At 35.1% G+C, this 24602-nt stretch carries 23 protein-coding genes and 1 riboswitch; of the genes, 6 read left to right on the top strand and 17 right to left on the bottom strand.

Annotation, left to right across the window (positions count from 1 at the left end; genetic code table 11):
* Nucleotides 1–8: 8 nt before the first annotated feature.
* The 8 genes from IGI37_RS03895 to IGI37_RS03860 are packed head-to-tail and all read right to left on the bottom strand — an operon-like array spanning nt 9 to nt 6760.
* The gene (locus IGI37_RS03895; protein ID WP_438760117.1) at nt 9–1406 is read right to left on the bottom strand and encodes a lipopolysaccharide biosynthesis protein; all 1398 of its coding nucleotides are present in this window, start codon (nt 1404–1406) and stop codon (nt 9–11) included.
* A gap of 15 nt (nt 1407–1421) precedes the next feature.
* The gene (locus tag IGI37_RS03890; protein WP_438760116.1) at nt 1422–2357 is read right to left on the bottom strand and encodes a glycosyltransferase family 2 protein; all 936 of its coding nucleotides are present in this window, start codon (nt 2355–2357) and stop codon (nt 1422–1424) included.
* On the bottom strand, nt 2350–2880 hold the full coding sequence (locus IGI37_RS03885) for an acyltransferase (protein WP_438760115.1): 531 nt from the start codon (nt 2878–2880) through the stop codon (nt 2350–2352). Before IGI37_RS03885 ends, IGI37_RS03890 begins: the two co-directional genes overlap by 8 nt.
* 1 nt (nt 2881) lies before the next feature.
* Nucleotides 2882–4012, bottom strand: coding sequence for a glycosyltransferase (locus IGI37_RS03880; protein ID WP_438760114.1), 1131 nt, complete (start codon nt 4010–4012; stop codon nt 2882–2884).
* Nucleotides 3999–4847: a LicD family protein gene (locus tag IGI37_RS03875; RefSeq protein WP_438760113.1), complete on the bottom strand. Its 849-nt coding sequence runs from the start codon at nt 4845–4847 to the stop codon at nt 3999–4001. Before IGI37_RS03875 ends, IGI37_RS03880 begins: the two co-directional genes overlap by 14 nt.
* Before the next feature lie 12 nt (nt 4848–4859).
* Entirely contained in the window at nt 4860–5309 is a 450-nt protein-coding gene (locus IGI37_RS03870) for an adenylyltransferase/cytidyltransferase family protein (RefSeq protein ID WP_438760112.1), read from the bottom strand.
* Nucleotides 5310–5317: 8 nt separating this feature from the next.
* On the bottom strand, nt 5318–6073 hold the full coding sequence (locus tag IGI37_RS03865; protein WP_438760110.1) for a DUF4422 domain-containing protein: 756 nt from the start codon (nt 6071–6073) through the stop codon (nt 5318–5320).
* Nucleotides 6074–6076: 3 nt separating this feature from the next.
* On the bottom strand, nt 6077–6760 hold the full coding sequence (locus IGI37_RS03860) for a sugar transferase (RefSeq protein ID WP_438760108.1): 684 nt from the start codon (nt 6758–6760) through the stop codon (nt 6077–6079).
* Between the two features lie 402 nt (nt 6761–7162).
* Between IGI37_RS03860 and IGI37_RS03855 the strand changes: the two genes are divergently transcribed.
* Nucleotides 7163–7429: a hypothetical protein gene (locus IGI37_RS03855; protein ID WP_438760107.1), complete on the top strand. Its 267-nt coding sequence runs from the start codon at nt 7163–7165 to the stop codon at nt 7427–7429.
* A gap of 119 nt (nt 7430–7548) precedes the next feature.
* On the top strand, nt 7549–7821 hold the full coding sequence (locus IGI37_RS03850) for a hypothetical protein (RefSeq protein ID WP_438760106.1): 273 nt from the start codon (nt 7549–7551) through the stop codon (nt 7819–7821).
* Between the two features lie 1005 nt (nt 7822–8826).
* On the opposite strand, the gene IGI37_RS03845 is transcribed toward IGI37_RS03850, so the two are convergent.
* The 4 genes from IGI37_RS03845 to IGI37_RS03830 form a co-directional block, all read right to left on the bottom strand.
* A complete protein-coding gene (locus IGI37_RS03845) occupies nt 8827–9408 on the bottom strand; it encodes a recombinase family protein (protein ID WP_438760105.1) in 582 nt (193 codons plus the stop codon).
* Between the two features lie 450 nt (nt 9409–9858).
* Entirely contained in the window at nt 9859–10263 is a 405-nt protein-coding gene (locus IGI37_RS03840; protein WP_438760104.1) for a hypothetical protein, read from the bottom strand.
* 301 nt (nt 10264–10564) lie between these two features.
* The gene (locus IGI37_RS03835; protein ID WP_438760103.1) at nt 10565–11761 is read right to left on the bottom strand and encodes a 3D domain-containing protein; all 1197 of its coding nucleotides are present in this window, start codon (nt 11759–11761) and stop codon (nt 10565–10567) included.
* A gap of 274 nt (nt 11762–12035) precedes the next feature.
* Entirely contained in the window at nt 12036–12914 is an 879-nt protein-coding gene (locus IGI37_RS03830; protein ID WP_438760102.1) for a putative ABC transporter permease, read from the bottom strand.
* A gap of 277 nt (nt 12915–13191) precedes the next feature.
* Here IGI37_RS03830 and IGI37_RS03825 point away from each other — a divergent pair, with 277 nt between their 5' ends.
* Entirely contained in the window at nt 13192–14922 is a 1731-nt protein-coding gene (locus IGI37_RS03825) for an ABC transporter ATP-binding protein (RefSeq protein ID WP_438760100.1), read from the top strand.
* Nucleotides 14912–16702, top strand: a complete 1791-nt coding sequence (locus tag IGI37_RS03820) for an ABC transporter ATP-binding protein (protein ID WP_438760099.1) — start codon at nt 14912–14914, stop codon at nt 16700–16702. The genes IGI37_RS03825 and IGI37_RS03820 overlap by 11 nt, the downstream gene beginning before the upstream one ends.
* A 138-nt stretch (nt 16703–16840) precedes the next feature.
* On the opposite strand, the gene IGI37_RS03815 is transcribed toward IGI37_RS03820, so the two are convergent.
* Together IGI37_RS03815 and mgsA are read right to left on the bottom strand one after the other, a co-directional pair.
* Nucleotides 16841–17362: a folate family ECF transporter S component gene (locus IGI37_RS03815; RefSeq protein WP_438760098.1), complete on the bottom strand. Its 522-nt coding sequence runs from the start codon at nt 17360–17362 to the stop codon at nt 16841–16843.
* 36 nt (nt 17363–17398) lie between these two features.
* Nucleotides 17399–17498, bottom strand: a riboswitch (THF riboswitch).
* A gap of 135 nt (nt 17499–17633) precedes the next feature.
* On the bottom strand, nt 17634–18056 hold the full coding sequence (gene mgsA / locus IGI37_RS03810; RefSeq protein WP_438760096.1) for a methylglyoxal synthase: 423 nt from the start codon (nt 18054–18056) through the stop codon (nt 17634–17636).
* Nucleotides 18057–18254: 198 nt separating this feature from the next.
* Between mgsA and IGI37_RS03805 the strand changes: the two genes are divergently transcribed.
* Complete coding sequence (locus IGI37_RS03805) at nt 18255–19364, top strand: ABC transporter ATP-binding protein (protein WP_438760095.1); 1110 nt, start codon at nt 18255–18257, stop codon at nt 19362–19364.
* Between the two features lie 300 nt (nt 19365–19664).
* Complete coding sequence (locus IGI37_RS03800) at nt 19665–20714, top strand: bifunctional transcriptional activator/DNA repair enzyme AdaA (RefSeq protein WP_438760094.1); 1050 nt, start codon at nt 19665–19667, stop codon at nt 20712–20714.
* Between the two features lie 62 nt (nt 20715–20776).
* Here IGI37_RS03800 and IGI37_RS03795 read toward each other — a convergent pair whose 3' ends face one another.
* The 3 genes from IGI37_RS03795 to IGI37_RS03785 form a co-directional block, all read right to left on the bottom strand.
* Entirely contained in the window at nt 20777–21406 is a 630-nt protein-coding gene (locus IGI37_RS03795) for a hypothetical protein (RefSeq protein WP_438760093.1), read from the bottom strand.
* Between the two features lie 345 nt (nt 21407–21751).
* Nucleotides 21752–22150, bottom strand: a complete 399-nt coding sequence (locus tag IGI37_RS03790) for a hypothetical protein (protein WP_438760092.1) — start codon at nt 22148–22150, stop codon at nt 21752–21754.
* A gap of 15 nt (nt 22151–22165) precedes the next feature.
* Nucleotides 22166–24328: an ABC transporter ATP-binding protein/permease gene (locus IGI37_RS03785; protein ID WP_438760091.1), complete on the bottom strand. Its 2163-nt coding sequence runs from the start codon at nt 24326–24328 to the stop codon at nt 22166–22168.
* Between the last annotated feature and the right edge of the window lie 274 nt (nt 24329–24602).

Genomic DNA, 24602 nt, shown 5'->3' with positions numbered 1-24602 from the left:
GTAAAACCTCATCTGATTTTCTTTATTATTGATATTGAATTCCTAATTTTGTCTTTTGTTATGCAAAGATATGCTACGACTAATAATGAGTAACAAAAAAAGGCAACTACTTTATTGAAAGATATATTTAATAGAACAAAACCAAAAGTCATCATCAACTCAAATAATATCAGATAGTTATACTTAACATCAAGTAGCTTTGTTACATATAGTTCTGATAAATTCGACCTTATTATGATAACAAATAAGATTGAAAATACTGCAAAAGTTAAACTATTAATTGCTATTGACACTATTGCCATTATAATACTCATACTTAAACTGATAATATTAATTAATAAAATTGTTTTCTCTTTTCTGAAAGTTTTTAAAAAAGTATTTGACAACAACGAAACTTTTCCTTCATAAATAAATATTGGAAATAATACACCCATGTAGAAAATACTGTCTTGATAGCTTGGTAACCAATATGAAATAAAAATCTGAAGCGGATAATATAAAATTAAACTGACAAATGAGAGAGGAACTAAAATATTTCTGAAACTACTAAAAATATCTTTTTGACTTTTCTCATCCATTCTTCTTAGAATTGGAAATAATACAACACTGACTGCATTAATGAATGTCATCATCATATTCGAGAGACTAAGAACTAGCGACACTTTACTAAAATCTTCAATTGACCACTTTAACTCGATTGAAAATCTTATTATACCTATTATCAATATACCAGCTACATAAGATAGCATAAGTTTACTACCTATAAGTATATTGTTTATCGCTTCAAATAATGCATTTTTCCATTTTATTAATCCTGTATGAACAAATATATCTTTCATGACAATCATAAGGAGAAATAGTACAACTGATTTAGCCATAATATCCAAACCAATTACTACAGTATAATTATTTCCAATAAATAAAACATAAAATATACTAGAACAAAAAAACAATATTCTATCTAGTCTAGTATATTTTGCATATTCTTTAATCCTATTTGTTGTTTGTAGAATAAACAACAGATAGACTTTTAAGTTAGTCATTACTATACTCAATATAGATAAACTTAATACCATTTTTTTTGTTGAATCATTAGAAAAACCAAAGAAAAATATTGAGATGCAGCCTAGAAGAATACTCATAATACTTAAGATTGTAAATTGACCCTTCAACATATTTTTATCTAATTGTTCATAATATTCCCCACCCAATTTCAAATAGATACCATCTGGAAGTCCAAAATGAAAGATACTTGCATATGATGTGTAGAATAAATATAACTGATAAAACCCATAGTTAGAAACACCCAATTTGCGAGGAAGTACCAATGTTATTATAACTGATATTACCAAAGTTATTGAATTTGCCGCAACTGTATATTTTAAATTTTTCAGTATATTTTTCATTAGTTTCTTCCATTTCTATAAAATTCTACTAAGAATTCCCAATTTATTTTTAATCGACAATTCTCTATTAACACAAATAAAAAAGATGTTTTCTTTTATAAAGGAAATCAATTTTTTATTCATTACTATGTCGTCAGAAAACTTTAATAGCTTATTGGCAACTATAATCTTTTTGGTTTTGACACTATTACTTATAATACTAGAATTTTTATACCTTTCAAATAAATAATTTTCAAGAAACAAGATTGCCTCCCATTCATCAAAATTTTGATTAGAAAAAGTTTTTTGATACCTTATCTTCTTCATAGCACCTTCATTATTTATTCTATATCTATAGATACATTCATTAGTTATTATAAGCTTATTTACTTTAGTCAAGTATATCCCCAAAAAAATCAAGTCTTCTCCTATTGATACATTTTCGTTAAATTGAAGTGTATGTCTCTTGATAATCAAACTTCTGAACATCTTATTCCATAGACTTGATTTTACACCTGTCTTATCCACCAGCATATTTTGAATGACATTCTCAGCACAAGTCGATGAAATATTACTAAAATCAGATACCAGTAATTTGTTTTTCTCATTATTAAAATAGGTATAGCCTCCAATTACCATATCTATGCCTATTTCAAAGTAACTATACAATACTTGTACATAATTTGGCTCTAGTATATCATCCGAGTCAATAAAGCATAAAAACTCCGCCGTAGAATTTTTTATACCTATATTCCTTGCCTTTGAAACACCATTATTTTCAGTGGAAATAATTTTCAAACTAGATATTTCACCCTCAAAAGCCTGACATATTGCCAATGAATTATCTGTTGAACCATCATCAACTATAATTAAATTAAATTCTTTGTAAGTTTGATTTAATATACTATTCAAGCATTCTTCAATCACACCCTGAGCATTATAAACTGGAAGAATAATATCAATCTTATTCATTTCTTGTACCCACTTCATAAAGATCTTGTTTAAGTCTACTCACTAACATTTTATTGGTATCAATATTATCCTTCACTATCGTTCCAGCAGCCACCACAGAATTATCGCCAATAGTAACACCTTTTAAAATCACTGAATTTGCACCAATCCAGACATTATTTCCTATTTTTACTGGCTCACAAATAAAATTTTTTAAGTCATTCTTATAATCATGATCATGATCCACAATAACCACATTATTTGCTATTTTGCAATTATCACCTATTTCAATTTTCCTCATGGAAGTTACACTTACATTTTGATTAAAAAAACAGTTCTTTCCAATTGTCATATTCCCTGATTTTAAAGTTCTAAGCGTAACATAGTTTCGAAAAGTACAGTTTCGATTTATAAATAGTTTTGATGTATCAAGGCATTTAATTGAATCATTTTTCCCTAGCCTTATATACCCAACTATCTTCAGTCTATTATAATTCTTAATTACTAATATATATTTTTTTAGAATATTAAACGGGTTAATCATTTTATTCACTCACTATTCGTTTATAAAAACACTCATATTTTTTAGTCACATCATCAATAGAATATCCAGCACTTATTATCTCATCTCTTTTAGACTTTCTACTTTTATCTATATTTTTTGAAAGTATATTATCTATCCATGCTTCTTTATCTCGCACATTAATAAATTCAACTGAATCAGCAATATTTACTTCGTCGGTAATCTCACTAGATGCAATCAGTTTCAAACCTGTTGCCTGTGCTTCAACACCAACTAATGGTAACCCTTCATATAATGACGGCAACACAAACAAATCGAATGCTGAATATAAAGAATTGATATCTTTTGTCTCATTAATCAAAAATACATTCTGATTTAAATTCTTTGCATCAATAAATTTTTTTATTTTCTCATAATAAGGCCCCTTTCCAATCAAAAATAAAACAAATTTTTTATTGGACTTAACAACCTCTTCAATTACTTCAAGTAAAAAAATTTGATTCTTTTGATAAGACATCCTACCGATAGAACCCACGACAAAATTATCTTCTTTAATCCCATATTTTTTTCTAACACGCTCCCTTTCTGGCAAGCTATAACTGAAACGCTCGATATCAATAGCGTTAAAAAAAATTGAGACTTTTTTTAAATACCACTTTGGAAACATAGATAATGCTGCAGACTTAGAACAAGCCAACTGATAATCACTAGTCCAAATTAACAGTGGATTTAATATTTTCACTAAAACTAACTTTAGAGTTAGTTTTTTTTCCAATGAGTTATGAGAATGAATGATTACCTTTGCATTCATCTTGGCAAATTTCAAACCTAAGGAAACGAATAAATTGAATAAGAAGCTCCCTGAATTGATATGAATAACATCATAATCGCTCTTTAAAACAAACTTTCTAATCAACACCATTGAACTTACTAATTTCGAAAACCTTTTCTTGGTTATCCCAAATTCAAACAATTTACCTCCAAATTTTTCTATGTCTTCTTTTACCAAACCATAAGTAGTAAATTCAGGAGTTAAAAAGTCAAAAATCACTTCTTCCTTATCTATTTTCATAAATAAATTATATAGTATAGAAGATACCCCACCAAACTCCTTAGAACCTGAATTAATCTGAAGCACTTTAATTTTGTTCACTGCTCGTAACCTCTTCTTTAATTACTAAAGTTTCATGTTTATTTTGCTCAGATTCATCTGGAATTTGCATATAGTCACCATATATTTGAGTCAAATATTCATGATAATTTTTAGGTCCATTAAAGTAGCGCCCCTCAAAACTGTAGTCTGCTCCATCACCATAAATATTTTTTTTATTTAATATGCTTTTAAATTTATACGAACCCATAAAATTCATATATGTGTCAGATTTATCTTCTGGAAATCGTTTTAACGACCGAGTAATTGAATCCATGATTTTTTTTGAATTTAGTTTATTAAATAAGTTTGTATTTTTTCCTATCCACACAAAAATCTTCTCAAGTAAAGGTCTATTCTTCTTATTTACTTTAACAATTTGGTTAAAACTAGACATATTATACATATATCTTTTAAAAAGAAGTATTTTCTTATGAAAATATGCCCGTATAGCATTGGATGGAAGTCCATCTAATGGGAAGATATCTACCCATGCAGGTATTATTTTTTCATCTACAGTTGATCTATCTAATAATAACACAGAATTATCTACTACTTTAGGTACATAGTAAGGATAGCCTAAGTCAAAGCGATAATCTTTAAGTTCAAAATTAGCTTGCAATTCTTTTTGTGCAATTTCAAGAAATCTGTCAAATTGTTTTCTCGGCATTGCAATGTCAGCATCATCATCCCATGGAATAAAACCGTTATGTCTAACAGCACCTAAATACGTTCCACCACTAATATAGTATGTAATTCCATTCTCATTACAAATTCTAACTATTTCATCAATTATAGCTAATTCTGCCAATTGGACTTTTCTTAATCCATTCACCATTTAAACAATCTCCTAATCCAGTTTATGATACTTCCTATTTAGCTCACTATCAATTATTTTTTTTGATAAAATAGTTGACGATACATGCTCAGTATACTGTAAAAACTCCAAACTTACTCCTTTTTTTGTTAATGCTTCTTTTGCATCTTTATACCTCTGAGAATTTTTATAATCTGACCCTATAAAAACAACATCAAATTTAAATTTATCATAAGCATCAATTTTGTCCAAATTATTCATCAAGTGAACTTCATCTACATATTTTATTGCAGAAACAATTTCAAGACGGTCATTTTCGCTTATAAGCGGTGTTTTATTTTTATAATTTTCTACAAGAGCGTCCTCATTTATACCTACTATCAACTTATTACACATCATCTTTGCAGATTTCAACAGATGTAAATGCCCTACATGAAACATATCATACGTTCCTGCTGTAAATCCAACATCATACTTTTTCATGTCGTACCTCACTCATTTACAATTTTATTTTTTACAAACTTACTACCTTTTTTTAACCAATTCTGTCTCTCAGTAAATTTATAAGGAATCTCTCGATAGTTAACTTTTTGTTGTTCAACCCATACATCTAGTAGTCTCTCAGAAATAAACCCAAATACTCTTTTTTGATACGGGTCATACTCACTAGTATCGATTTCTTCTTCTAACGCAAACAAAATATCAAACAGCCATTCGGCATACTCATGAAACATTTCCTTACGCATAACAAACATATTAAATCTATGACTTGATTTTTGTTTCTCGACTTTTTCAAATGATGCGAGAAATTCAGGATACTTGCGTTCAATAATTCCTTTCGTTTTAATTAAATCTTGGATATTATGATTGTGTTTATAATGACTCCACATATTTTCAATAAAATAATTCCTTTTTTTTGGCAACAGTACATCTACCTCATTGAACAAAGATAACAACTCTTCTTTTGGGGCAATATTATTTTTATTGTCTCTTGACATAAAAAATCTTCTGTAATGAACAACCCCTATGTAATCAGCATCCAAATTTTTCCATGCCCAATACATCGCAGTTAATTCACAGTAGTTTTCATTTTTCTCGCTTATGTTATCACCGCTATCATCTCTATAAAATACCTTATAGTTCAATTTTTTTTTGTTGCGTCCCACAATTGTTGGTACATATAAGTCACTATCCTTTGGCATAGGACTGTCTTTATGTGTTACAACCATAATTTTAATACTAGGCACTCTTTAATACGCTCCTTCTTTTTTTAACACTTTATAAAAAGTCTTAAAAATAATTTTCAAATCAAAAATAATACTTGTATTTTTTGAATAGCTAGTTTCCAAGTCTACTCTTTCAGGATAGCCAATAGTACTTCTGCCAGATGTTTGCCAAACCCCAGTAATCCCTGGCTTCATAGATAGAAATTGCTCTTTTTGAGACAATCTTTCATATTCATTTAGCTCTTCAACAACAATTGGTCTTGGTCCAACTAAGCTCATATCGCCTTTTAGTACATTAATAAACTGTGGAATTTCATCAATACTATACTTTCGAATAAAAAGACCCAATTTAGTTATACGTGGATCCTCATCTGCTTCCAACTTATAATCATTTTCTATATATTTTTTATATAGATATTCATTTTTTCTTAAAATAGCATCTGCGTCAACTTTCATTGAGCGAAATTTATAAACATAGAATATTTTCCCCTTTTTTCCAACTCGTTTTTGCTTAAAGAATATCTCTCCTTTATCATTCCCAAACTTATATGGCACAAAAAGAATCAGATAAACTAGTAAAATTAAAATGACACCAACTAATCCCCCTATGATATCTAGAAGTCTTTTACAAAACAGATACGATATCATTTTACCCGAGCTGTTCTGTTTGGGTCTTTCAACGCTAACATCTTCATTCTCTTCATTCATTTAAATACTCCTCCAAAAAACTATTTCAACTTTCAAATGTTGATACCTAAATTCCATTCTTACGATATTATATCTGCACTTTAAACTATAGACTTAGACCAACTGTCTTCTCCGGTGTATATGTACATTTTGTTAATATTTTAGTCATCTATTTTTTTATATACACCTATAGCATTTAACAACACACTATCAGTGACCTGTTCCAAAACAATCGTTATTAACCTGATGTGTATAGGTTCTCTTAAATTATATAAAGATTTTAACCTAGTTACTCAGATGAATCAATTTCATAATTATAAGCACTTACTACAGAGGGATTCATAAGCATAGAAAAAAGAGCCTCCCCATGTGTCACAATTAGTTAGTCTGCTAAGGGTACGTTATCATAAGGAGAGGCTCCCTATGACCATTACGCAACAACCTACGCTTTTTAAGTTAGATATTTTAGCAGCTGTTGAGTGCCATTATGAAAGTCTTATTCGTGCTGTTTTGACGCAATTTTTAGAGCAAGTAACCACAATGAATGAGCCGATTCGACGTCCAGAAGAAGACTTTCCCTTCAAACTAAGCTCATTCTTTTTATATTCTAAAGTCGTCCCTTCTAAATCAACAGCCTCTCGCGTGCTCACCATACTTTCAGAAAATATTATGCTATTAGAGAGAGCCTAACATAAGAACTCTTTCAAACAATTAATCAAGAAGTTCCTGTGCTTACCTAACCTGTTTCGTTTGACACAACAGAAGTGGTTACTCATACGAGTCATCGAAAAATAAAAGACAAGAAACTGATGAGCACTGTTTTGCAGCAATTGTTACCAACAGAAGCCCTCTTAAACGAGCTTCCTCCTCATCCAATGGGGGTGACCAAAGCCAGCTGTGAAGGAAAACATAATTATTGTTTGGGGTACGAAGTCCATCTAGCTGTATCTAGCCATATTCAATACATTTTGTCTACACTAACGATGAGTGTCTTTGTATCTAACTTGTCTGTTGCAATTCCTTTCATGCGAAGTGTCTTTTTGCTTGGAAGTACCGGAGTGTATGCGATTTTATATAAATGACATGATGCAACAGCCATTTACGAAGAAGCATATACACTGAGACTTGAACCCATCCTACCACTTAAACGCTTTGCAAAGGGCGACAGTACAATAGATAAGTACTTTGCGCTAACCTGCTTAATTGAAGAAAGTTACCTCTATAACAGCTATGGCAAGCGATATGCGTATTAAAATATGTACGCCCGAAAGCGTATTGTCAAGAATGTCCACTAAAGAAAGAAGGACTCTGTCAAAAAGTACAAAAGATTAAGTAAACAAAAAATTTTCGTGGCTATGCCCGCCTCGGTCGAGGAACGAATGGAATAAAATTTATTAGTTGCGAACAGCAGTTGAACGAGTCAACGCTTATTTGAAACGCTCGTTTCAGCTCAATGATACGAATCATTTTCAAGGCAAAAGAGTAAACGCAGAACATCAGCTAATTCAATTGATTTATAATGCAACAAAATTTACGATCCATCAATTACAAAAAAAAATAGCCGCTTAATAAAAAAAATTTTTTTAAATTGGTCGAGTGTTTGTCTTCTATAAAGAACTAATTATGAAATTGATTCAAACATCAACGCAAATAACTCTTATGACATTTTATCATACATAATTGACAAAAAAAACGTCTAATTCACATAACCTTGCTTATATTTAATGTTTTTCCTCCTCTACTCCCCTTTACTTAGCTAATTCTGTCCTGATTTTTTGTTTTAAAAAAGTTCACGTTATTTTCAACGCTACCTTTTTTGCTATAAACCTAGAAATATCTTCGTTGCATTTGCTTATAACCTCCATTTTTAATAGATAGGGCTGAACTATTCTTCTTTCTTTTAAGAACCGAACGAACGTTTAACACACCAAAAAAAAGATGATTCGAATGGTTAGATGAATCCCATCAAATCAACTTCTGTATGTATATAATAATTTTATCCGTTCACTCGTACTAAACGTTCGTTTGGTTCTTCCTAATAACACAACATAGATATGTTACCACATTTCTCTATAAAGACAAAGATTCTATAAGCATTTTCTTATCAGTTTATTTCTTTTCGCAACATTATAAACAGTTCTTGTACAAACATGACATTTTTCAGCTATTTCGCGTTGGGTAAGACTACTATTTTCATAAAGGTCGACAATCTCCACTATCGTTTTCTTATCTAACCCTTTATTCCCGAGTTTAACCCCTTTTTTCTTGAGTTCTTGTAAAGCAGAACGCGTTCGCATCGATACATTCTCACTTTCCATCTCTGCAAAAGTTGCTAAAATATTAAAAACTAACCTACCCATTACAGTTGCTGTATCGATATTTTCATGAATAATCTTCAGATGAATGTTTTTCTCACGCAAGTCAGCCTCCAAATTAATTAATTGACGAACACTTCTGCTTAATCGGTCGATTCGGTAAATCAGAAATGTGTCTCCAGTCTCCAAACTACTGAATGCCTTAGCTAACTCCTCTCTATCTTCTTTCCTTCCAGAGACTTGTTCTTGAAATATCTTATCAGGTTCGTAGATTCTAAACGCCTCTAATTGTACCTCAATTCCTAAATCTTGTTTGCTTGTGCTGGTACGGGCATATGCCACTGTCTTGCTCATATGACAGATTCCTCCTCTAAATTTTTCGTATTCAATGATTGCAAATACTATTGTCTCATAGAGAATTCGGCGATATTTTCTTGCGCCGCTTTAACGCCTTCCACAAGAAAATGAACCATAACATTCTGAATTTTTCCTAGCTACACGAATCCCATCTACTAAGAATTTTTTACTCTTAGATAAATCATCCAAAAAAGCAGTATAAATGTTTTTATTACTTATGAATAGCAATAACAAATGTCTCGAAAAGATTTTTGAATCATTCCTTTCATCAGTCCCTTATACAACAAGATAATGGATAGAAACTCCACCTTTCCAAAGAAAAAAACAACCCTTCAGACGAAAGGTTGTTCCAGTCTCCTTTATGTATATATACAGGCGCTCTAAAAATTACAGATTACACAAAATAAATAATTTTTCTATCTATTGGCCCCACTTCTCTTTGAGTTCTTACTGAAGCTCAACATTTTTTACTTCGTAGAGTTTTTTCAGTGAATCCAGACCGACTTCATGGCGATCAGCTTCTGAGACATTATCAGCAACATATTTTGCTTTTTTGTCTTTTTCAACTTTATATAAATGGTAGTCAACGCTTTCTGTTCGGTTCTCTTTTTTCATTTTCTCTAGCAAGATGTAATACGCATCATCCTCTTCTCCATCATAGACTGTCGCATTAGACTTATCCTCGACAAAACGTGGTGTGTCTGCTCCTTGTTTTTTCGATTTTTCTTTTACATACTCATAGACGACGGCAGTTACTTGCTTCTCATCGTCACTCGTCTTCTCTTTAGCACTACAACCGACTAAACCGATTGTCACAACCAAACCTAAAACGAATAGCCAAGTTTTTTTCATACTCATTCCCTCCCTCTGACTTCTTTTCGATTATATCAAAAAAAATATGAGTAACGAACGTTTTTTTATGAATTAATTTCTTTTATAAAAAAGCGCCCGTAATTAATATTCCATTCATATTTCTGACAGATTAAACAGTCCTATTTTTTGTTATTCTTTCCATTCTAAATTGGGGGACTTACTCAACGATTTCAGCTAAATTATTTTAAAGAAGTATTTGAACTAGGACATAGAAAAAACTCCTCAAAATTGTGTTACCAATTTTGAGGAGCATCATTTATTTAATTCGAATAACTGCTGTTTACATCACTGTTACTTGCACATTATAACGACGTCCCCAGGCATAACATTGATCTCTTGTTGGGAAATGCACATCAATAATGTGACCTTTAATTGCGCCACCGGTATCTCCAGCAATTGCCACACCATATCCTTGGACTTCAACAACTGATCCTAATGGAATGACACTTGGATCAACCGCAATCACCATTGGATTTTGACGAAGATCAATTCCTGTTGCTGTATAGAAACTAGCTCCGGGCTCTGAATAAGAGTAGGCTGTTGATTCCATCAGCATAGTTTTGCCACCTGTATTTCCAGTGTTTCCTCCATTGTTGCCACCATTCCCAGTATCACCAGAATTGCCATTATCATTTGGTTTGGCAGGTGGATTGGTTGTGCCGGAATTGTCATTGTCTGTATCTGAACCCTTATTATCGGTGTCAGTACTTGGTTTTCCTTCATTAGCTGCTTTATTTGCTTCTTCTGCTTCCTTAGCTGCTTTTTCTTGTGCAGCTTTGGCTTCAGCAGCTTCTTTGGCTTCGCGTTCTTTACGAGCTGCTTCTGCTTGGATTCTTGCTTCTTCCACTTCTTTGCTTTGAGCAATCTGCGAAAGAACTGCTTGATTATCCGCAAGCTGTTGTTTTAAGCCACTCACTTTTCCATTCAAATCCTTCATCTCTGATTCAAGATCAGTTTGGTTATCTTTGAGTGTGGCTTGTGTTGCTTTCACTTCGGCTTGTAAGTTCTCTAGTTTGGTTTTTTCTTCATTTAAACTAGTTACTTTTTCTTTTTCAGCATTTTGCATAACAGACATTCCGTATGCTCGATTGAAAAAGTCACCAAAGTCCTCAGCTTCTAATAAAGCTTGTAGCGTTCTTTCTGCGCCACCATTTAGCTGAATATCTTGTAAACGTTCTGCCATCGCATCTTTACGTCTCTCAATATTTTGTTCGGTTACTTCTATTTCGCTCTGCGCCTCTTTTAAAGAGCTCTCGTTTTGAGAAATCTTTTCTTTCAGCTGCTCTACCTCAGCGTACTTCGCGTTGACATCATCTAATGTCGCTTGCACCTGTTGGCTGATTGCTTCCCCTTGACGCATCGCTGCGCCCTCTTTTTCATTTAAAGTATCGAGCGATTCTGCACTAGCAAACATAGGGAACAGTAAGTTTGTTGTAATAAACAAGGTTACTATCGCCTTAAGTTTTTTTGCTTTCACTGAATCCAACACCTTTCCTATGATTTCCACCCTTTCTATTATACAAATGAATACGGCTAGAAATATTTCATAAAGATTACATTTTGTTACAATTTGAAAAAAATGCACAATTTATGTAACACGATTTTAACCTTCGTCTTACAAACAAACAGGCGACAATTCCTATCCAGTCAATGTAAATAGCTATTGTATTTTCAAAATAAGGATGGTTTTTTGAATGTACGTCCAATGACATCTTCACAAACTCTAGATAAAAAACGCGTAATTCCGCCTCTTACTTTCTTTTATCTTTCTTTTTAGTCTTCAACAATTCAACTAGTTGACGAACCTCTTCTGTATTTTTCACATCATTTAGTTTCAACTTAGGAAAGCTTTTTAAGACTCGACGTTGTGTAAGATTCAATTTAGGTAAATTCGCTTTTAATTTAGGATTTTCTTGGAATGAACGTAACCACTCGCTTCGACCATCTGATTTCTCTTTTCGATAGCTTGCCACATCACTAGCCAACCGATCCAAACGAGAGGTCGCATTCTCTTTTGCTTCCTCGACTTTTTTTGTGAACTCACCTTTTGTTTCATCAAAGCTCGTTTGCAGCTCGGCTTTACGCACCTCGATGGCTTCACCCATTTGTTGCGTTGCTTTCTTAAAGGCGGCCATATTCACCACCGTATAGACGAGATCAATTCCTGTAATCACTAACAGTAGCATAGGTAAATACACGCTAAATCTTTCGGATAAAAACTGTTCTAAAAGTAACATTCTTGGGTGAATCACACGGACAATTAAGACGCAGCCAATTCCCCAAAATAAAGAGACCGGCAACGCCACTCGACCATTCAAATTTAAGGGCACATCATGATAATCCCACCACGTCGCATGAAATAGTTTTTCTAATGCATAACTGGTGATGTATTCCAAAATTGTCACCAATAGCGTCGAAAGGACATACAACAACACTAGATTCTTTTGAAACGGCTCAATAAAATATAATACGCCTAAAATACCGAAACCATAAATAGGTGTAATTGGGCCAACTAAAAATCCTCGATAGACAAATTGTTTGGCCTTTAAAGAACAGTAGACCGTCTCCCAAAGCCAACCGACAAAGGAGTATAGAAAAAATAATAGCACGATTCTGATAAACTCTTGCATACAAGTCCTCTTTCTTAATTTTATTTATAGACACCCTACATTGTAACAAAGTTCAGATAAAATCCCTACTCAGAACAAAAAAAACTATCCCTTTGCTTTATCTAAAGAAGCGATTGGGATACAATAAACAAAGGAATTCCCTCAACCTGGATATTTCCAATCAGACTATCTATGAATTGACCGAGTTCCTTCTATTATAAGATAAAAGAAAACCGCCTCTTTTTAGTGAACGCTGAGGTATTCAACAATAGACGAAAAAAAGTAGTGGAGGAAATATATGATTAAATTACTACGTTTTGCGAAAAATTACCGAAAAGAAATCATTCTGGGTCCAGTTTTTAAATTTTTGGAAGCTGTTTTTGAACTTATTTTACCTTTATTAATGGCACGGCTCGTGGATAAAGGGATCCAGCTAAACGATCGGTCAACGGTCATTCAGATGAGCTTGTGGATGGTTGTAATGTCTGCTTTAGGACTGGTTTTTGCCATCACCTGTCAATATTACGCTTCAATTGCTTCTCAAGGATTTGGTACGGAACTTAGAAACCAGCTGATGAAAAAAATCAATACATTTTCTCATTCTGAACTCAATCATTTTGGAACTGACACCTTGATTACACGGATGACTAACGACATTAATCAACTTCAATTAGCTTTAGCCATGCTGATTCGTTTGGTCATTCGAGCACCCTTTTTAAGTATCGGCTCTGTCATCATGGCTTTTTACATCAACTGGCAGATGGGTCTCTTATTTCTGATTCTTCTTCCAATATTCTGTGTTATTCTCTACTTTATTATCAGAAAAACCGTTCCTTTATACAAAAAGGTCCAACAAAAGCTCGACCATTTAAACGAGTTAGTCAATCAAAATTTAACTGGTGTTCGCGTTATTCGTGCCTTTGCTCGAACAAAAACAGAGACAAGTCAGTTTGCTGAGACCTCTGATGAGTTATCCGCAGTTTATGTTCGTGTCACCAATATCTCAGCACTCCTAAGTCCCCTCACTACGTTGATTATGAACGGGGGAATTATTCTTCTATTATATGTTGGCGGAATAAAGATTAATGTGGGTGGTCTTCAACAAGGGGAAGTTCTGGCCCTAATCAACTATATGAATCAAATGCTTTTAGCGTTGATTATTGTCTCGAACCTGGTGATTATTTTTACACGTGCACAAGCTTCAGCAAACCGAATAAATGAGGTTTTCGATACAGAAAACCGGTTAACGGAACCGAAAAAAGCCAAGACAGCTTCATCGCAGACTCCTCTGTTTATTGATTTTGATCATGTTGATTTTCGATATACAGAACATTCTGGACTTTCCTTAGAAGATATTACCTTCCAGCTACGTAGAAATACTATTTTAGGGATTACAGGTCCAACTGGTAGTGGGAAAACAACGATTGCCCAACTAATCCCACGCTTTTATGATGTCTCAAATGGTTCGATTGAAGTGGATCGTTTGGATGTTCGTGAGTGGTCGCTTACGTCTCTTAGAAGTAAAATCGCCTTAGTGCCACAAACTGCTGTGTTATTTAGTGGCACCATTCGTGAAAATCTACAATGGGGCAAACGTACAGCAACGGATGAAGAATGTTGGGCGGCACTTGCTACGGCCCAATGTCAAGACTTCGTTCAATCTCTTCCTAAACAACTCGACACGCTGATTATGGAAAATGGTAAGAACTTTTCTGGTGGGCAAAAACAACGTCTGACTATTGCACGTGCTTTAATTGCTAAGCCTGAGTTACTCATTTTAGATGATTCTCTTAGCGCTTTAGATTATCAGACCGACTTGGACTTACGAAATGCTCTTCAAAAAGATTTACACACAACGGTCATTATTATTTCGCAACGTATCCGCTCGATTCAACAAGCGCACCAAATCTTGGTAATGGATAGCGGTAAGTTAGTCGGTAAAGGAACGCATCAAGAATTAGTACAAACATCCGTCGCCTATCAAGAAATTGTGACGTCTCAAGAAGAGGAGGGGCAACATGAAGCCTAAAAAGATTCGTTTTAAAATGTTTATTCAGTTCATGCCCTATCTAGCGGCCTATCCAAAAGCAATTCTGTTGGCCACAATCTTAGGACTTCTTAGTGGGGTCACTTCGGTGTTTATGACATATGAAATTGGTCAAGCCATCGACCAAATGGTAGCAGTAGGGCAGGTCAACTTTACCAAACTAGTAGAAATTCTACTACTCTTTGCCGGAATCGTTCTCCTGACCGTCATCAGTCAATGGCTGATTCAACGCTTAGGCAATCGGGTTTCTTATTTAGCGGTCACTGATTTGCGAAAAGATGCGTTTAAACATTTGAATCAATTGCCGTTAAGTTACTATGACCAAAACTCTCATGGAAACATTGTCAGCCGTTTCACCAATGATATGGACAATATCTCCGTTGCTTGTTCAGCGGTCTTTAATCAAATTTTTTCCGGATTTGCTACCGTACTTGTTGCCTTTTTATTCATGATTCGACTCAGCCCGTTACTAACCTTTGTGGTGCTACTATCTACGCCGATTATTTTTTTAGTCAACTGGTTAATTGCTAAAGCCTCACAAGCAAACTTTTCAGCGCAACAGCAAGTGGTTGGAGATATTTCCGGCTATATTAATGAAATGATTGGCAACCAAAAAATTGTCAAAGCATTTCAACAGGAACAATACACCCAAGAAACCTTCGAGGCCTTAAACCAGACCCTTTATGTTCGCGGTCAAAAAGCTCAATTTTCTTCATCCCTTTCAAACCCTAGCTCACGATTTGTCGATCATTTATCTTATGTCGCTATTGGGCTAATTGGTGGGTTGATTGTTCTTTCAGGTAATCAGCTTGTTACGGTGGGCGTAATTTCCAGCTTCACCATTTACTCGACTCAATTTTCAAAACCGTTTATTGAGTTATCTGGTATCACGACCCAAATTCAGACAGCCTTTGCTGGGATTGAGCGAACCTTTGAAATTCTGAATCAACCAATTGAACTAGAAGCTGCTGACAATGAGTCAATTGATGCCTACACAACTGCTGCTTCATCTCGAGTGGTAAAAGGACAAATCGAATTTGATCATGTTTCCTTTTCTTATACACCAAAACAGCCACTTATTGAAGACTTCACCTTTACAGCTCTACCTGGTCAAACCATCGCGATTGTTGGGAAAACTGGTGCAGGCAAATCGACGTTGGTCAATCTGTTGATGCGTTTTTATGAAGTCAACAAAGGAACAATCCGCATTGATGGAATCGATATCCGTCAAATGGCTCGAGAAGATTTGCGAAAAAGCTTTGGTATGGTGCTTCAAGATACTTGGTTGTTTGAAGGAACCCTTCGTAAAAATTTACAATATGGAAACGACCAAGCCTCAGATGAAGAAATCTACCATGCCCTAAAAAGAGCCTATATGTATGATTTCGTAATGCGTTTACCTGATAAACTAGATACGGTCATTGGCGAGCAAGGCTTAAAAATATCGGAAGGACAACGTCAGCTGTTGACCATCGCTCGAACGATGTTGAGTAACCCGCCTATGTTAATCTTGGATGAAGCAACAAGCTCTGTTGACACGCTCACTGAAGCCAACATTCAAGATGCCTTTTTACAAATGATGAAGGGCCGAACTAGCTTCGTGATTGCTCATCGACTTTCAACCATTCGAAACGCAGACAAAATCCTAGTGATTGAAAAAGGACAGATTGTTGAAATTGGTAGCCACGAGGAACTATTAAAACAAAACGGGCCGTACAAACAGCTATATGAAGCACAATTTACCATTCAGGCTACTAGCTAGCTCGTAATCGAGAATATCGGCGCTAAAAAATACCCTCTCTAAATTCAACATACAAACCTGAATTTAGAGAGGGTTATTTTTGAAGCTATCGTCTTGGGATGTTTGACGATAATCGACTATTTATTTTGGACTTTTATCTCAAGCAAATTTTTTGACCCATTTTCTATAAGGTAAGGCTGCGCCCACCATATAGAGCATAATTGTCTCTACAGGCAACATGATCGCGACCTTCACCAAACGCGGACTCCAGATCGCCCAGCTGGTTAATGAGACATTGTACATCATAGATAACCATAATGGCGTCAATATCAATGAAATAAGAAGCGTATTCGTCAAGGTACATAAAAAAGCACGCATCAGAGTGACTTCTTTTTTATGGAAATAAAGACCATACACCACACCACCGATAAAGGCATTAATCGTAAAGCCAATAAAAAAAGCGGCTTTTGGAAACAGCATCATTCCGATTACGTCGGCAATTGCCGCACCTATTCCTGTCCATAAGGGACCAAACAGTAACCCCATGATCAACTCAGGCACAAATGTAAACGTAATCTTGATAAACTGAAGCTCAAAACCCAATACTTGTGATAGGACAACCATCATTGCAATCAGCAGCCCCATTATTGCGATCATTCGACCGTCAATCTTTCTTTTCATTTCTAGCATCTCCTCAAAGAGTTGCTACACAAAATATGCAGCGAATGCGAAAACAAAACCGCGAATTTTTCAATTCTTCGTCCAAAAGGCAACATCCCATCCTTTTAGCACTTAACGCTTCGTTTCCTACTCTGATTTTATTTAGGCCAAGGCCTACAAAGAATATAGCACAGACTTTCCCTTATAAGCAATAAAACAAGCGCCATTCCACTACTTTTTTTGAGAAATGTTCGGTGTTTTATTTGGTTCAATAGTCTGTGCTAAAAAACGGTTAGATTGAGATAGGGCGGTTATCGTTCTCGTGGATAATTTCTCTAAAGTCAGCGAAACCAACATCTAAGCCTCGAATTAAAATTTCGGCGGAACCAATATTGGTTGCTAACGGAATTTCGTACACGTCACTTAAACGAATTAAAGCTGTCACGTCAGGTTCGTGCGGTTGCGCTGCGAGCGGGTCACGCAAAAAGATGACCATATCTAAGTTATCCTCAGAAATCATGGCACCAATTTGTTGGTCGCCACCAAGCGGGCCTGATTTGAAGCGATGAACGGGCAAGCCTGTCGCCTCTTCAATTCGCAAACCTGTTGTGCCTGTTGCAAACAATTCATGATTTTCCAAAATATGTTTGTAGGCCGTCGTCATTTTTACCATTAAATCTTTCTTTCGGTCGTGAGCAATTAATGCAATTTTCATTTATTCTCCTCCTCAAGCTACTTGTTAATACTAGTTTACCAAAACCTTCAGCAACTTGCCCAAAAACTTTCTATCCTTTGTCAATCTGACGAAAAACAATCTATTTTCTTGTGCACGTTACCATTGAATACAGATAACGCTTTCAGTTATACTTTCAATATAATAAAAAACAAATAAACAAGAAAGAGTGAATTCAATATGGTAGAAATGGCATTGAAACACGTTTATAAAAAATATGATAACGCAGAAAATTATTCTGTAACTGACTTTAACTTAGATATCGCAGATCGCGAATTTATCGTTTTCGTAGGACCTTCAGGTTGTGGGAAATCGACAACTTTACGTATGATTGCAGGTCTTGAAGACATTACTGAAGGTGAATTAGAAATCGGTGGAAAAGTCATGAATGACGTGGCTCCAAAAGATCGTGACATCGCGATGGTATTCCAGAACTACGCGTTATACCCACATATGACCGTATTTGATAATATGGCATTTGGTTTAAAACTTCGTAAATATGACAAAGCAGATATCCAAAAACGTGTCGACAATGCAGCTGAAATCTTAGGCTTAACCGAATACTTAAAACGTAAACCAGCCGCTTTATCTGGTGGACAACGTCAGCGTGTTGCCTTAGGTCGTGCAATCGTTCGTGATGCAAAAGTCTTCCTAATGGATGAACCTTTATCTAACTTAGATGCAAAACTACGTGTAGCAATGCGTGCTGAAATCGCAAAACTACACCAACGTTTAGAAACAACAACTATCTACGTTACCCATGACCAAACAGAAGCGATGACAATGGCTGACCGTATCGTTATCATGAAAGACGGTTTCATCCAACAAATCGGTTCTCCAAAAGAAGTTTACGATACACCAGTTAATGTATTCGTAGCTGGCTTTATCGGATCACCTGCCATGAACTTTTTCAATGTAACATTGAAAAACGGCGTAATTTCTGATGGACATGGATTAGAATTACGTATTCCAGAAGGTAAAAACAAAATTTTAGTTGAAAAAGGCTACGATGGCAAAGAAATCATCTTTGGTATTCGTCCTGAAGATATTCATAGTGAACAAGTTGTTTTAGATGCTACACCTGAAGCAGTTGTTCGTTCTGAAGTTGTCGTTTCTGAATTACTAGGAGCTGAAACAATGCTTTATACAAAAATTGGTGATACAGAATTCATTTCAAAAGTTGATGCACGTGACTTCCACCGCCCTGGTGAAGTAGTTGACTTAGCATTCAACATTAGTAAAGCTCACTTCTTCGATAAAGAAACTGAAGATGTGATCAAGTTACCTTAATCTACGGTCCCCCTTTTCTAGGCCTTGCTGTTTTATTACAGCGGGGTCTATTTTTTCCTCTACACATTTGACATGACGGCTAGTGACAGTCACCCCTTTCTTAAAAAGTGGTGATCCCGAAGCAACGCCTTCTTTTCAGTTGAACTTCTTCTCGAGGAATCTTTTCCACCACCAACCACTTCTTTATCAAGCTTGAAAACATCTAGCCCAAACAAATAAAAAATTAGTTGTTCACTTTTCGAAAGAATTTTCACTCTTTCTCGTTTATACTAGGCTTAGATAAGAAAGGAGCAATCATTCATGATAACTTCTGAAGAAAAAATCCAAGAATACTATCAAGCGTTAGTTGAAAAAAAGCCAAGATATGATGGCATCTTTTTTGCAGGTATTAAAACTACTGGTATCTTTTGTCACGCCACCTGCACAGCGAGAAAACCCAAAATTGAAAACTGCACATTTTTTGAAACGGCTGAGGAAGCCTTATTAGCAGGCTTTCGTCCCTGCAAAATTTGTCACCCTTTGTCTTACCCTCAAGAAATTCCTAATGAAATAAAACAACTCATTGCAGAGATAGAAAAAAATCCTGAAAAGAGATGGCAAGAGGCTGACTTTAAAGCCCTAGGGTTTCACTCTGCCACGGCTAGAAGAAAATTCAAACAACTCTACAACATGACCTTTGTTCAGTACGCGCGCGCACGTCGGATGGGCTTAGCCTTTAAAGAATTATCGGCCGGTTCCAAAGTCATCGACCAACAGCTATCCACAGGCTACGATTCAGCAAGTGGTTTTAATGATGCCTTTACAAAAATCATGGGCAACCCACCAAAGAAAACCGGGGTCTCGGTGATGTACACTGCGATAATCTCAACTCCTTTGGGACGAATGATCAGTCTCTCTGATGAGAAATTTTTATATCTACTAGAATTTTTGGATAGACGCGGGCTTGAAAATGAAATTAAACGACTGCGAATCAGACACAATGCCCGAATAATCCCAGGAGAGACAAAGATTAGCCAGCTACTAGTTGTACAGCTAGCAGAATACTTTCAAAAAAAACGGAGTCATTTTACGATTCCTTTATATCGTGCAGGGTCTCCCTTTCAACAAAAAGTTTGGGCAATTCTAGACACCATTCCTCTTGGTGAAACTTCTACTTACCAGAAAATCGCGCAACAGCTAGGGAATCCTCAGGCTGTCCGAGCTGTTGGAAATGCCAATGGAGCCAATCAACTCGCAATTTTGATTCCTTGTCACCGCGTCACAAAATCAAACGGGGAACTGGGTGGTTATAGTGGTGGACTTGAGAGAAAACGCTACTTACTTGCTTTAGAAGAAGAAATAAAAAAGTAATCAAAAAAGAGTTGAAGCCACTTTCCAATCCTAACGATGAGTGACTACCAACTCTTCTTTTATTAATTCAATCCCTTTATCTTATCAGGAAAGGCAGAGCGATTCTCTTTTTTAGCTTTCGCCATCGCAAATATAGGAATATCAAAACTCTTACTCAATGTACCTGCCACAAAATATGCTATATTGTAATCCACAAAACTATGAACGAATCCACCAATTCCCATTAGAACAAAAACTGTATAGAAATAACCATCTGTGTAATAAGTATCTGGCATATTGCCTAACAAAAAGAATAGACTAACGACTAACATTTCGACTAGAGAGTGAATGATGCCAATAAATAAGTTAAAGGTCTGAAAACGTAGATTGGTCAATGAAAATTTTCCATTTACAAGTGTTATATCAGGCCGTCTTTGAAGAAAATATGCACCAATCAAAGCAAAAACAATATGAGAAAGGGCACGAAACGCAATAATGACTGGTGCGGATAAAAAGAAACCAAACGCTGCCCCTAATGCTACTGCAACGGCAACCCCTGGTGAAAAAAACATTGCGATAAATAATGGGACATGACTAGCCAGTGTAAATGAAGCTGGCGGAATCATAATTTTCGGCATAACCAATGGAATGATTATCCCCATCGCAATTAGTAGAGCTGTAATGGTTAACTGTCGAACTGACTTTTTTTTCATAAGCAAAACTCCTCCTATCAAAGTGTCAAGACACCTGATTTAAATTCATTTTACTCCGCATGACCACGAACTGTCAAGACACATACTTCCGCTCTTGATTCACCTAAAAATGACAACTAAAAAAGGCCCTTCTATTGTCTGTTACCGACTTTAATAGACAGGACTCTCTTTTTTGTGTTTACTTGCTACTCCTTTTCTCATAAAAAATTTCTTATTAACCTTTTGACACTAATTACACCCCTAGCTGAACAAACGACAGACAATAAAGATGGCTAGTCTCGTTAAATACTCGTTAAAATCTATTGCTGATTTTAATGAGAAACTTTATTTTCTATAGCCAACTGATTACTTTAGCGGAACAACCATTTGTTTCTCACCATCAAAATCTAAAACAACATTTGGCAATTCTGCCGCCTTGACCTCTGTTCTATTTGGCCGAATAAAGACATCTCCTTTTTTCGTATAAGTTAAATGTATGCCCGTAGACTTTTCCCATGGGAAATTACGTAGAGCTTGCACCGTATACGTATCAGAATCTGAAATTTCAGTACCTACGCTCCAACTTTTATCCTTATAGTCAATTGCAATATCTGTCACCCCATTATTATCTGTTACCACTTTCACTACCGCATCCTCATAGGAACAAACTTCACTTTTGGAATAACAATTCAAAAATACATATCCCCCAGAAATAACAAGAACTATACTTCCAAATAGATAAATAACTCTTTTTTTTGTACTCATTTGTCCATCCTTTTCTTATTTGAGATTTTCAATCAATTTTTTCTTTTTGACACTGGTTACGCCCCATAAGGTTGACAACAGACAGGTAACCAGAATAGCGCCCAGTAACATCAACTGAGTATCAGAATCAAATAGTCCTGTGAAATAGGTGCCATAAGAACTTGTTGACAGATACAGCTTATTAAAAAGTGCCACCACACCCAATGAAGACAGGTAAATAGCTGCTAACTGGAGGGTGATTTCCCAACCAATAATAAATTTTACTGCCCGTTTGGAATAACCTAAGCTAAACAAGATGGCCAATTCTTTTTTCTTATGATGAATATTCTGTTTATTCAAAAATACAAATATCAACACCATTAGGATAACCATTCCTAATAAGCCAGCAAACATCACCCATAATAACTGATGGTAAATAAGAGCAAAATCCCCTTGAGTTAATGCATATCTAGATCTTAGCTGATAGTATGGAAATAATTTTTGAATCTTTTCTGACAACTTGGGCATATCTTTTTTGTCCTTAGCAACGATTAACAGGCCGCCTATCCCTGTGCCAACACTTTTTTTATAGGAATCGTAATCTTTATATATATCTGCCAAATATTTAGTCGTCTCCTCATTGTCTCCACTGAAATTTTTGGCATCTTCATAAGTATTTTTACTAAGCTGATTTGATAATCCCGTATCTTTTATTTTTCTAGTGTACACAGCAAATGCATTCGTACCGGATAATCGCATGGTAGGAATCAAGGTTCTTCTATAGTCTGTCACGTAACTTCCCGAAATAACGTAAGATTTTTTTGTGAATTTGTCTTGGTCATTTTTGACGTCCAGTGATACCCTACCATCACGCCCAAACTCATTTTTCGCCTGCAAATACACCAAATAGAAGTCAGGAACCAAGAGCTCATCCTTTTTTTGGGGTAAAGAACCTGACGCTAATTTTATGTGATTTGGGTTGTAGTAATCAATATTTTCACTTGACAAAAATAGACTTTGAAAAGTAAAATTCACCACATCTGGCGCACTGGAATAACTAGATAATTTCTTTAATTCATCAGGAAAATCTGCTGCTGAAATGTGCTGTTGCAGCTCGTTACTCTCCTCATCTACAATCGATGATGATGAATCAAAGGGAATCGTTTTTTTTACCTCGGTGATGTGTTCGATGTCATTGATATCAGCCTCTGAAAAAAAAAGTCTATGACCATCTGTTGAACTATTAATCTGCTGCTTATTCAATTTGTTTGCATAATCGTTGGTTAAAGTATTCGTTTCAACATAAATCACCGTTTCATCCAAACCTTTAAATAGTTGAGTAAATGAATCTAACGATAGTTGTTTATAGCCTGTAAAAAGAAGCATAAAAATTGATAAAATGACTAGTAGAGGAATGCCCGTTAAAAACAGTTCTCCAACTGTTTTTCTTAAATCAGTAAAGACATACTTAAATAAAACAGATATTGGCGTTTTCTTTTCTGTATGCTGTTGTGAGATACAATCATCGAAAGGCGAATTCGGTTGACTCTTTTCCTCTATTAGTTGTTGATTGGCTAGCCGATAAATATTGTCTGAATAAGGTAAAACACGGTCATCATGAGTAATGATATAAATGCTAATCCCTTGATCCTTGATTGTCTGTAAGTAGTCCATTAACTCTGTCGTATTCTCAGAGTCCAAATTTCCTGTAGGCTCATCCAACAAAATAACCTTTGGTCGATTCAACAGTGCTCGAGCAATCGCCACACGTTGTTTTTGCCCACCACTACAGTTCTTTACCACAGTATCCTTAACCGAATTCAAGTTGAGAAGGTTTAAAAGTTGATCTTTTCGTGCCTCATAGTCAGAGTCAAATAAACGATTGGCAAAATAAAGATTCGCATCCACAGAAAAATTCTCAAGAAGTTTAAAATCTTGGTAGACCATCTGGATCTCCCGACTTCTTAAATCATCCCACTGGCTATCATCAAATTTTCTCGTATCTTTTCCGTCAATCAAGTAGGTTCCTTCATATTTTTGGTCAATCCCAAACAATATATTAAGTAAAGTCGACTTACCTGTTCCACTCTCCCCAACTATCGCCGTTATCTCTCCATGGTGATTAAATACATTTGAAACGCGGGAAAAAATTGGATTCGTCCCATACGATTTTGAAAGTTCTTTAAACTCTAGTTTCATTTTTTATCCTCTCTTTTGCCTTAATTTACTTGAAAAAGAATTCTTTTATTCTATTTGGCTTATATTTTTAGCCAAATTTCTTCAATCATATGCTATGGGTATAGTTAACGCTTTCACATGAACGGTAACACACTACTTGTTCTTTCTCATGACAATCTGATTAGATAACACACATTTTTAAGGCTATTTTGAGAACAAAATAATTAATAGTCAACTAATGGGAAAATTCCTTATTAATTAGCTTTAAAACAAAAAAAACGAGCGTGGCACAGAA

The organism is Enterococcus sp. AZ194 (assembly GCF_051713825.1).
Lineage (GTDB): Bacteria > Bacillota > Bacilli > Lactobacillales > Enterococcaceae > Enterococcus_K.
The sequence above is the reverse complement of the archived record's forward strand: the minus strand, read 5'-3'. Positions and strand labels throughout refer to the sequence as shown.

Excerpts from the sequence above, each read along its gene's own strand:
- IGI37_RS03895 (WP_438760117.1), bottom strand. The coding sequence starts at position 1,406 with ATGAAAAATATACTGAAAAATTTAAAATATACAGTTGCGGCAAATTCA.
- IGI37_RS03890 (WP_438760116.1), bottom strand. The coding sequence starts at position 2,357 with ATGAATAAGATTGATATTATTCTTCCAGTTTATAATGCTCAGGGTGTG.
- IGI37_RS03885 (WP_438760115.1), bottom strand. The coding sequence starts at position 2,880 with ATGATTAACCCGTTTAATATTCTAAAAAAATATATATTAGTAATTAAG.
- IGI37_RS03875 (WP_438760113.1), bottom strand. The coding sequence starts at position 4,847 with ATGGTGAATGGATTAAGAAAAGTCCAATTGGCAGAATTAGCTATAATT.
- IGI37_RS03870 (WP_438760112.1), bottom strand. The coding sequence starts at position 5,309 with ATGAAAAAGTATGATGTTGGATTTACAGCAGGAACGTATGATATGTTT.
- IGI37_RS03860 (WP_438760108.1), bottom strand. The coding sequence starts at position 6,760 with ATGAATGAAGAGAATGAAGATGTTAGCGTTGAAAGACCCAAACAGAAC.
- IGI37_RS03855 (WP_438760107.1), top strand. The coding sequence starts at position 7,163 with ATGACCATTACGCAACAACCTACGCTTTTTAAGTTAGATATTTTAGCA.
- IGI37_RS03850 (WP_438760106.1), top strand. The coding sequence starts at position 7,549 with ATGAGCACTGTTTTGCAGCAATTGTTACCAACAGAAGCCCTCTTAAAC.
- IGI37_RS03845 (WP_438760105.1), bottom strand. The coding sequence starts at position 9,408 with ATGAGCAAGACAGTGGCATATGCCCGTACCAGCACAAGCAAACAAGAT.
- IGI37_RS03840 (WP_438760104.1), bottom strand. The coding sequence starts at position 10,263 with ATGAAAAAAACTTGGCTATTCGTTTTAGGTTTGGTTGTGACAATCGGT.
- IGI37_RS03830 (WP_438760102.1), bottom strand. The coding sequence starts at position 12,914 with ATGCAAGAGTTTATCAGAATCGTGCTATTATTTTTTCTATACTCCTTT.
- IGI37_RS03825 (WP_438760100.1), top strand. The coding sequence starts at position 13,192 with ATGATTAAATTACTACGTTTTGCGAAAAATTACCGAAAAGAAATCATT.
- IGI37_RS03820 (WP_438760099.1), top strand. The coding sequence starts at position 14,912 with ATGAAGCCTAAAAAGATTCGTTTTAAAATGTTTATTCAGTTCATGCCC.
- IGI37_RS03815 (WP_438760098.1), bottom strand. The coding sequence starts at position 17,362 with ATGAAAAGAAAGATTGACGGTCGAATGATCGCAATAATGGGGCTGCTG.
- mgsA (WP_438760096.1), bottom strand. The coding sequence starts at position 18,056 with ATGAAAATTGCATTAATTGCTCACGACCGAAAGAAAGATTTAATGGTA.
- IGI37_RS03805 (WP_438760095.1), top strand. The coding sequence starts at position 18,255 with ATGGTAGAAATGGCATTGAAACACGTTTATAAAAAATATGATAACGCA.
- IGI37_RS03800 (WP_438760094.1), top strand. The coding sequence starts at position 19,665 with ATGATAACTTCTGAAGAAAAAATCCAAGAATACTATCAAGCGTTAGTT.
- IGI37_RS03795 (WP_438760093.1), bottom strand. The coding sequence starts at position 21,406 with ATGAAAAAAAAGTCAGTTCGACAGTTAACCATTACAGCTCTACTAATT.
- IGI37_RS03790 (WP_438760092.1), bottom strand. The coding sequence starts at position 22,150 with ATGAGTACAAAAAAAAGAGTTATTTATCTATTTGGAAGTATAGTTCTT.
- IGI37_RS03785 (WP_438760091.1), bottom strand. The coding sequence starts at position 24,328 with ATGAAACTAGAGTTTAAAGAACTTTCAAAATCGTATGGGACGAATCCA.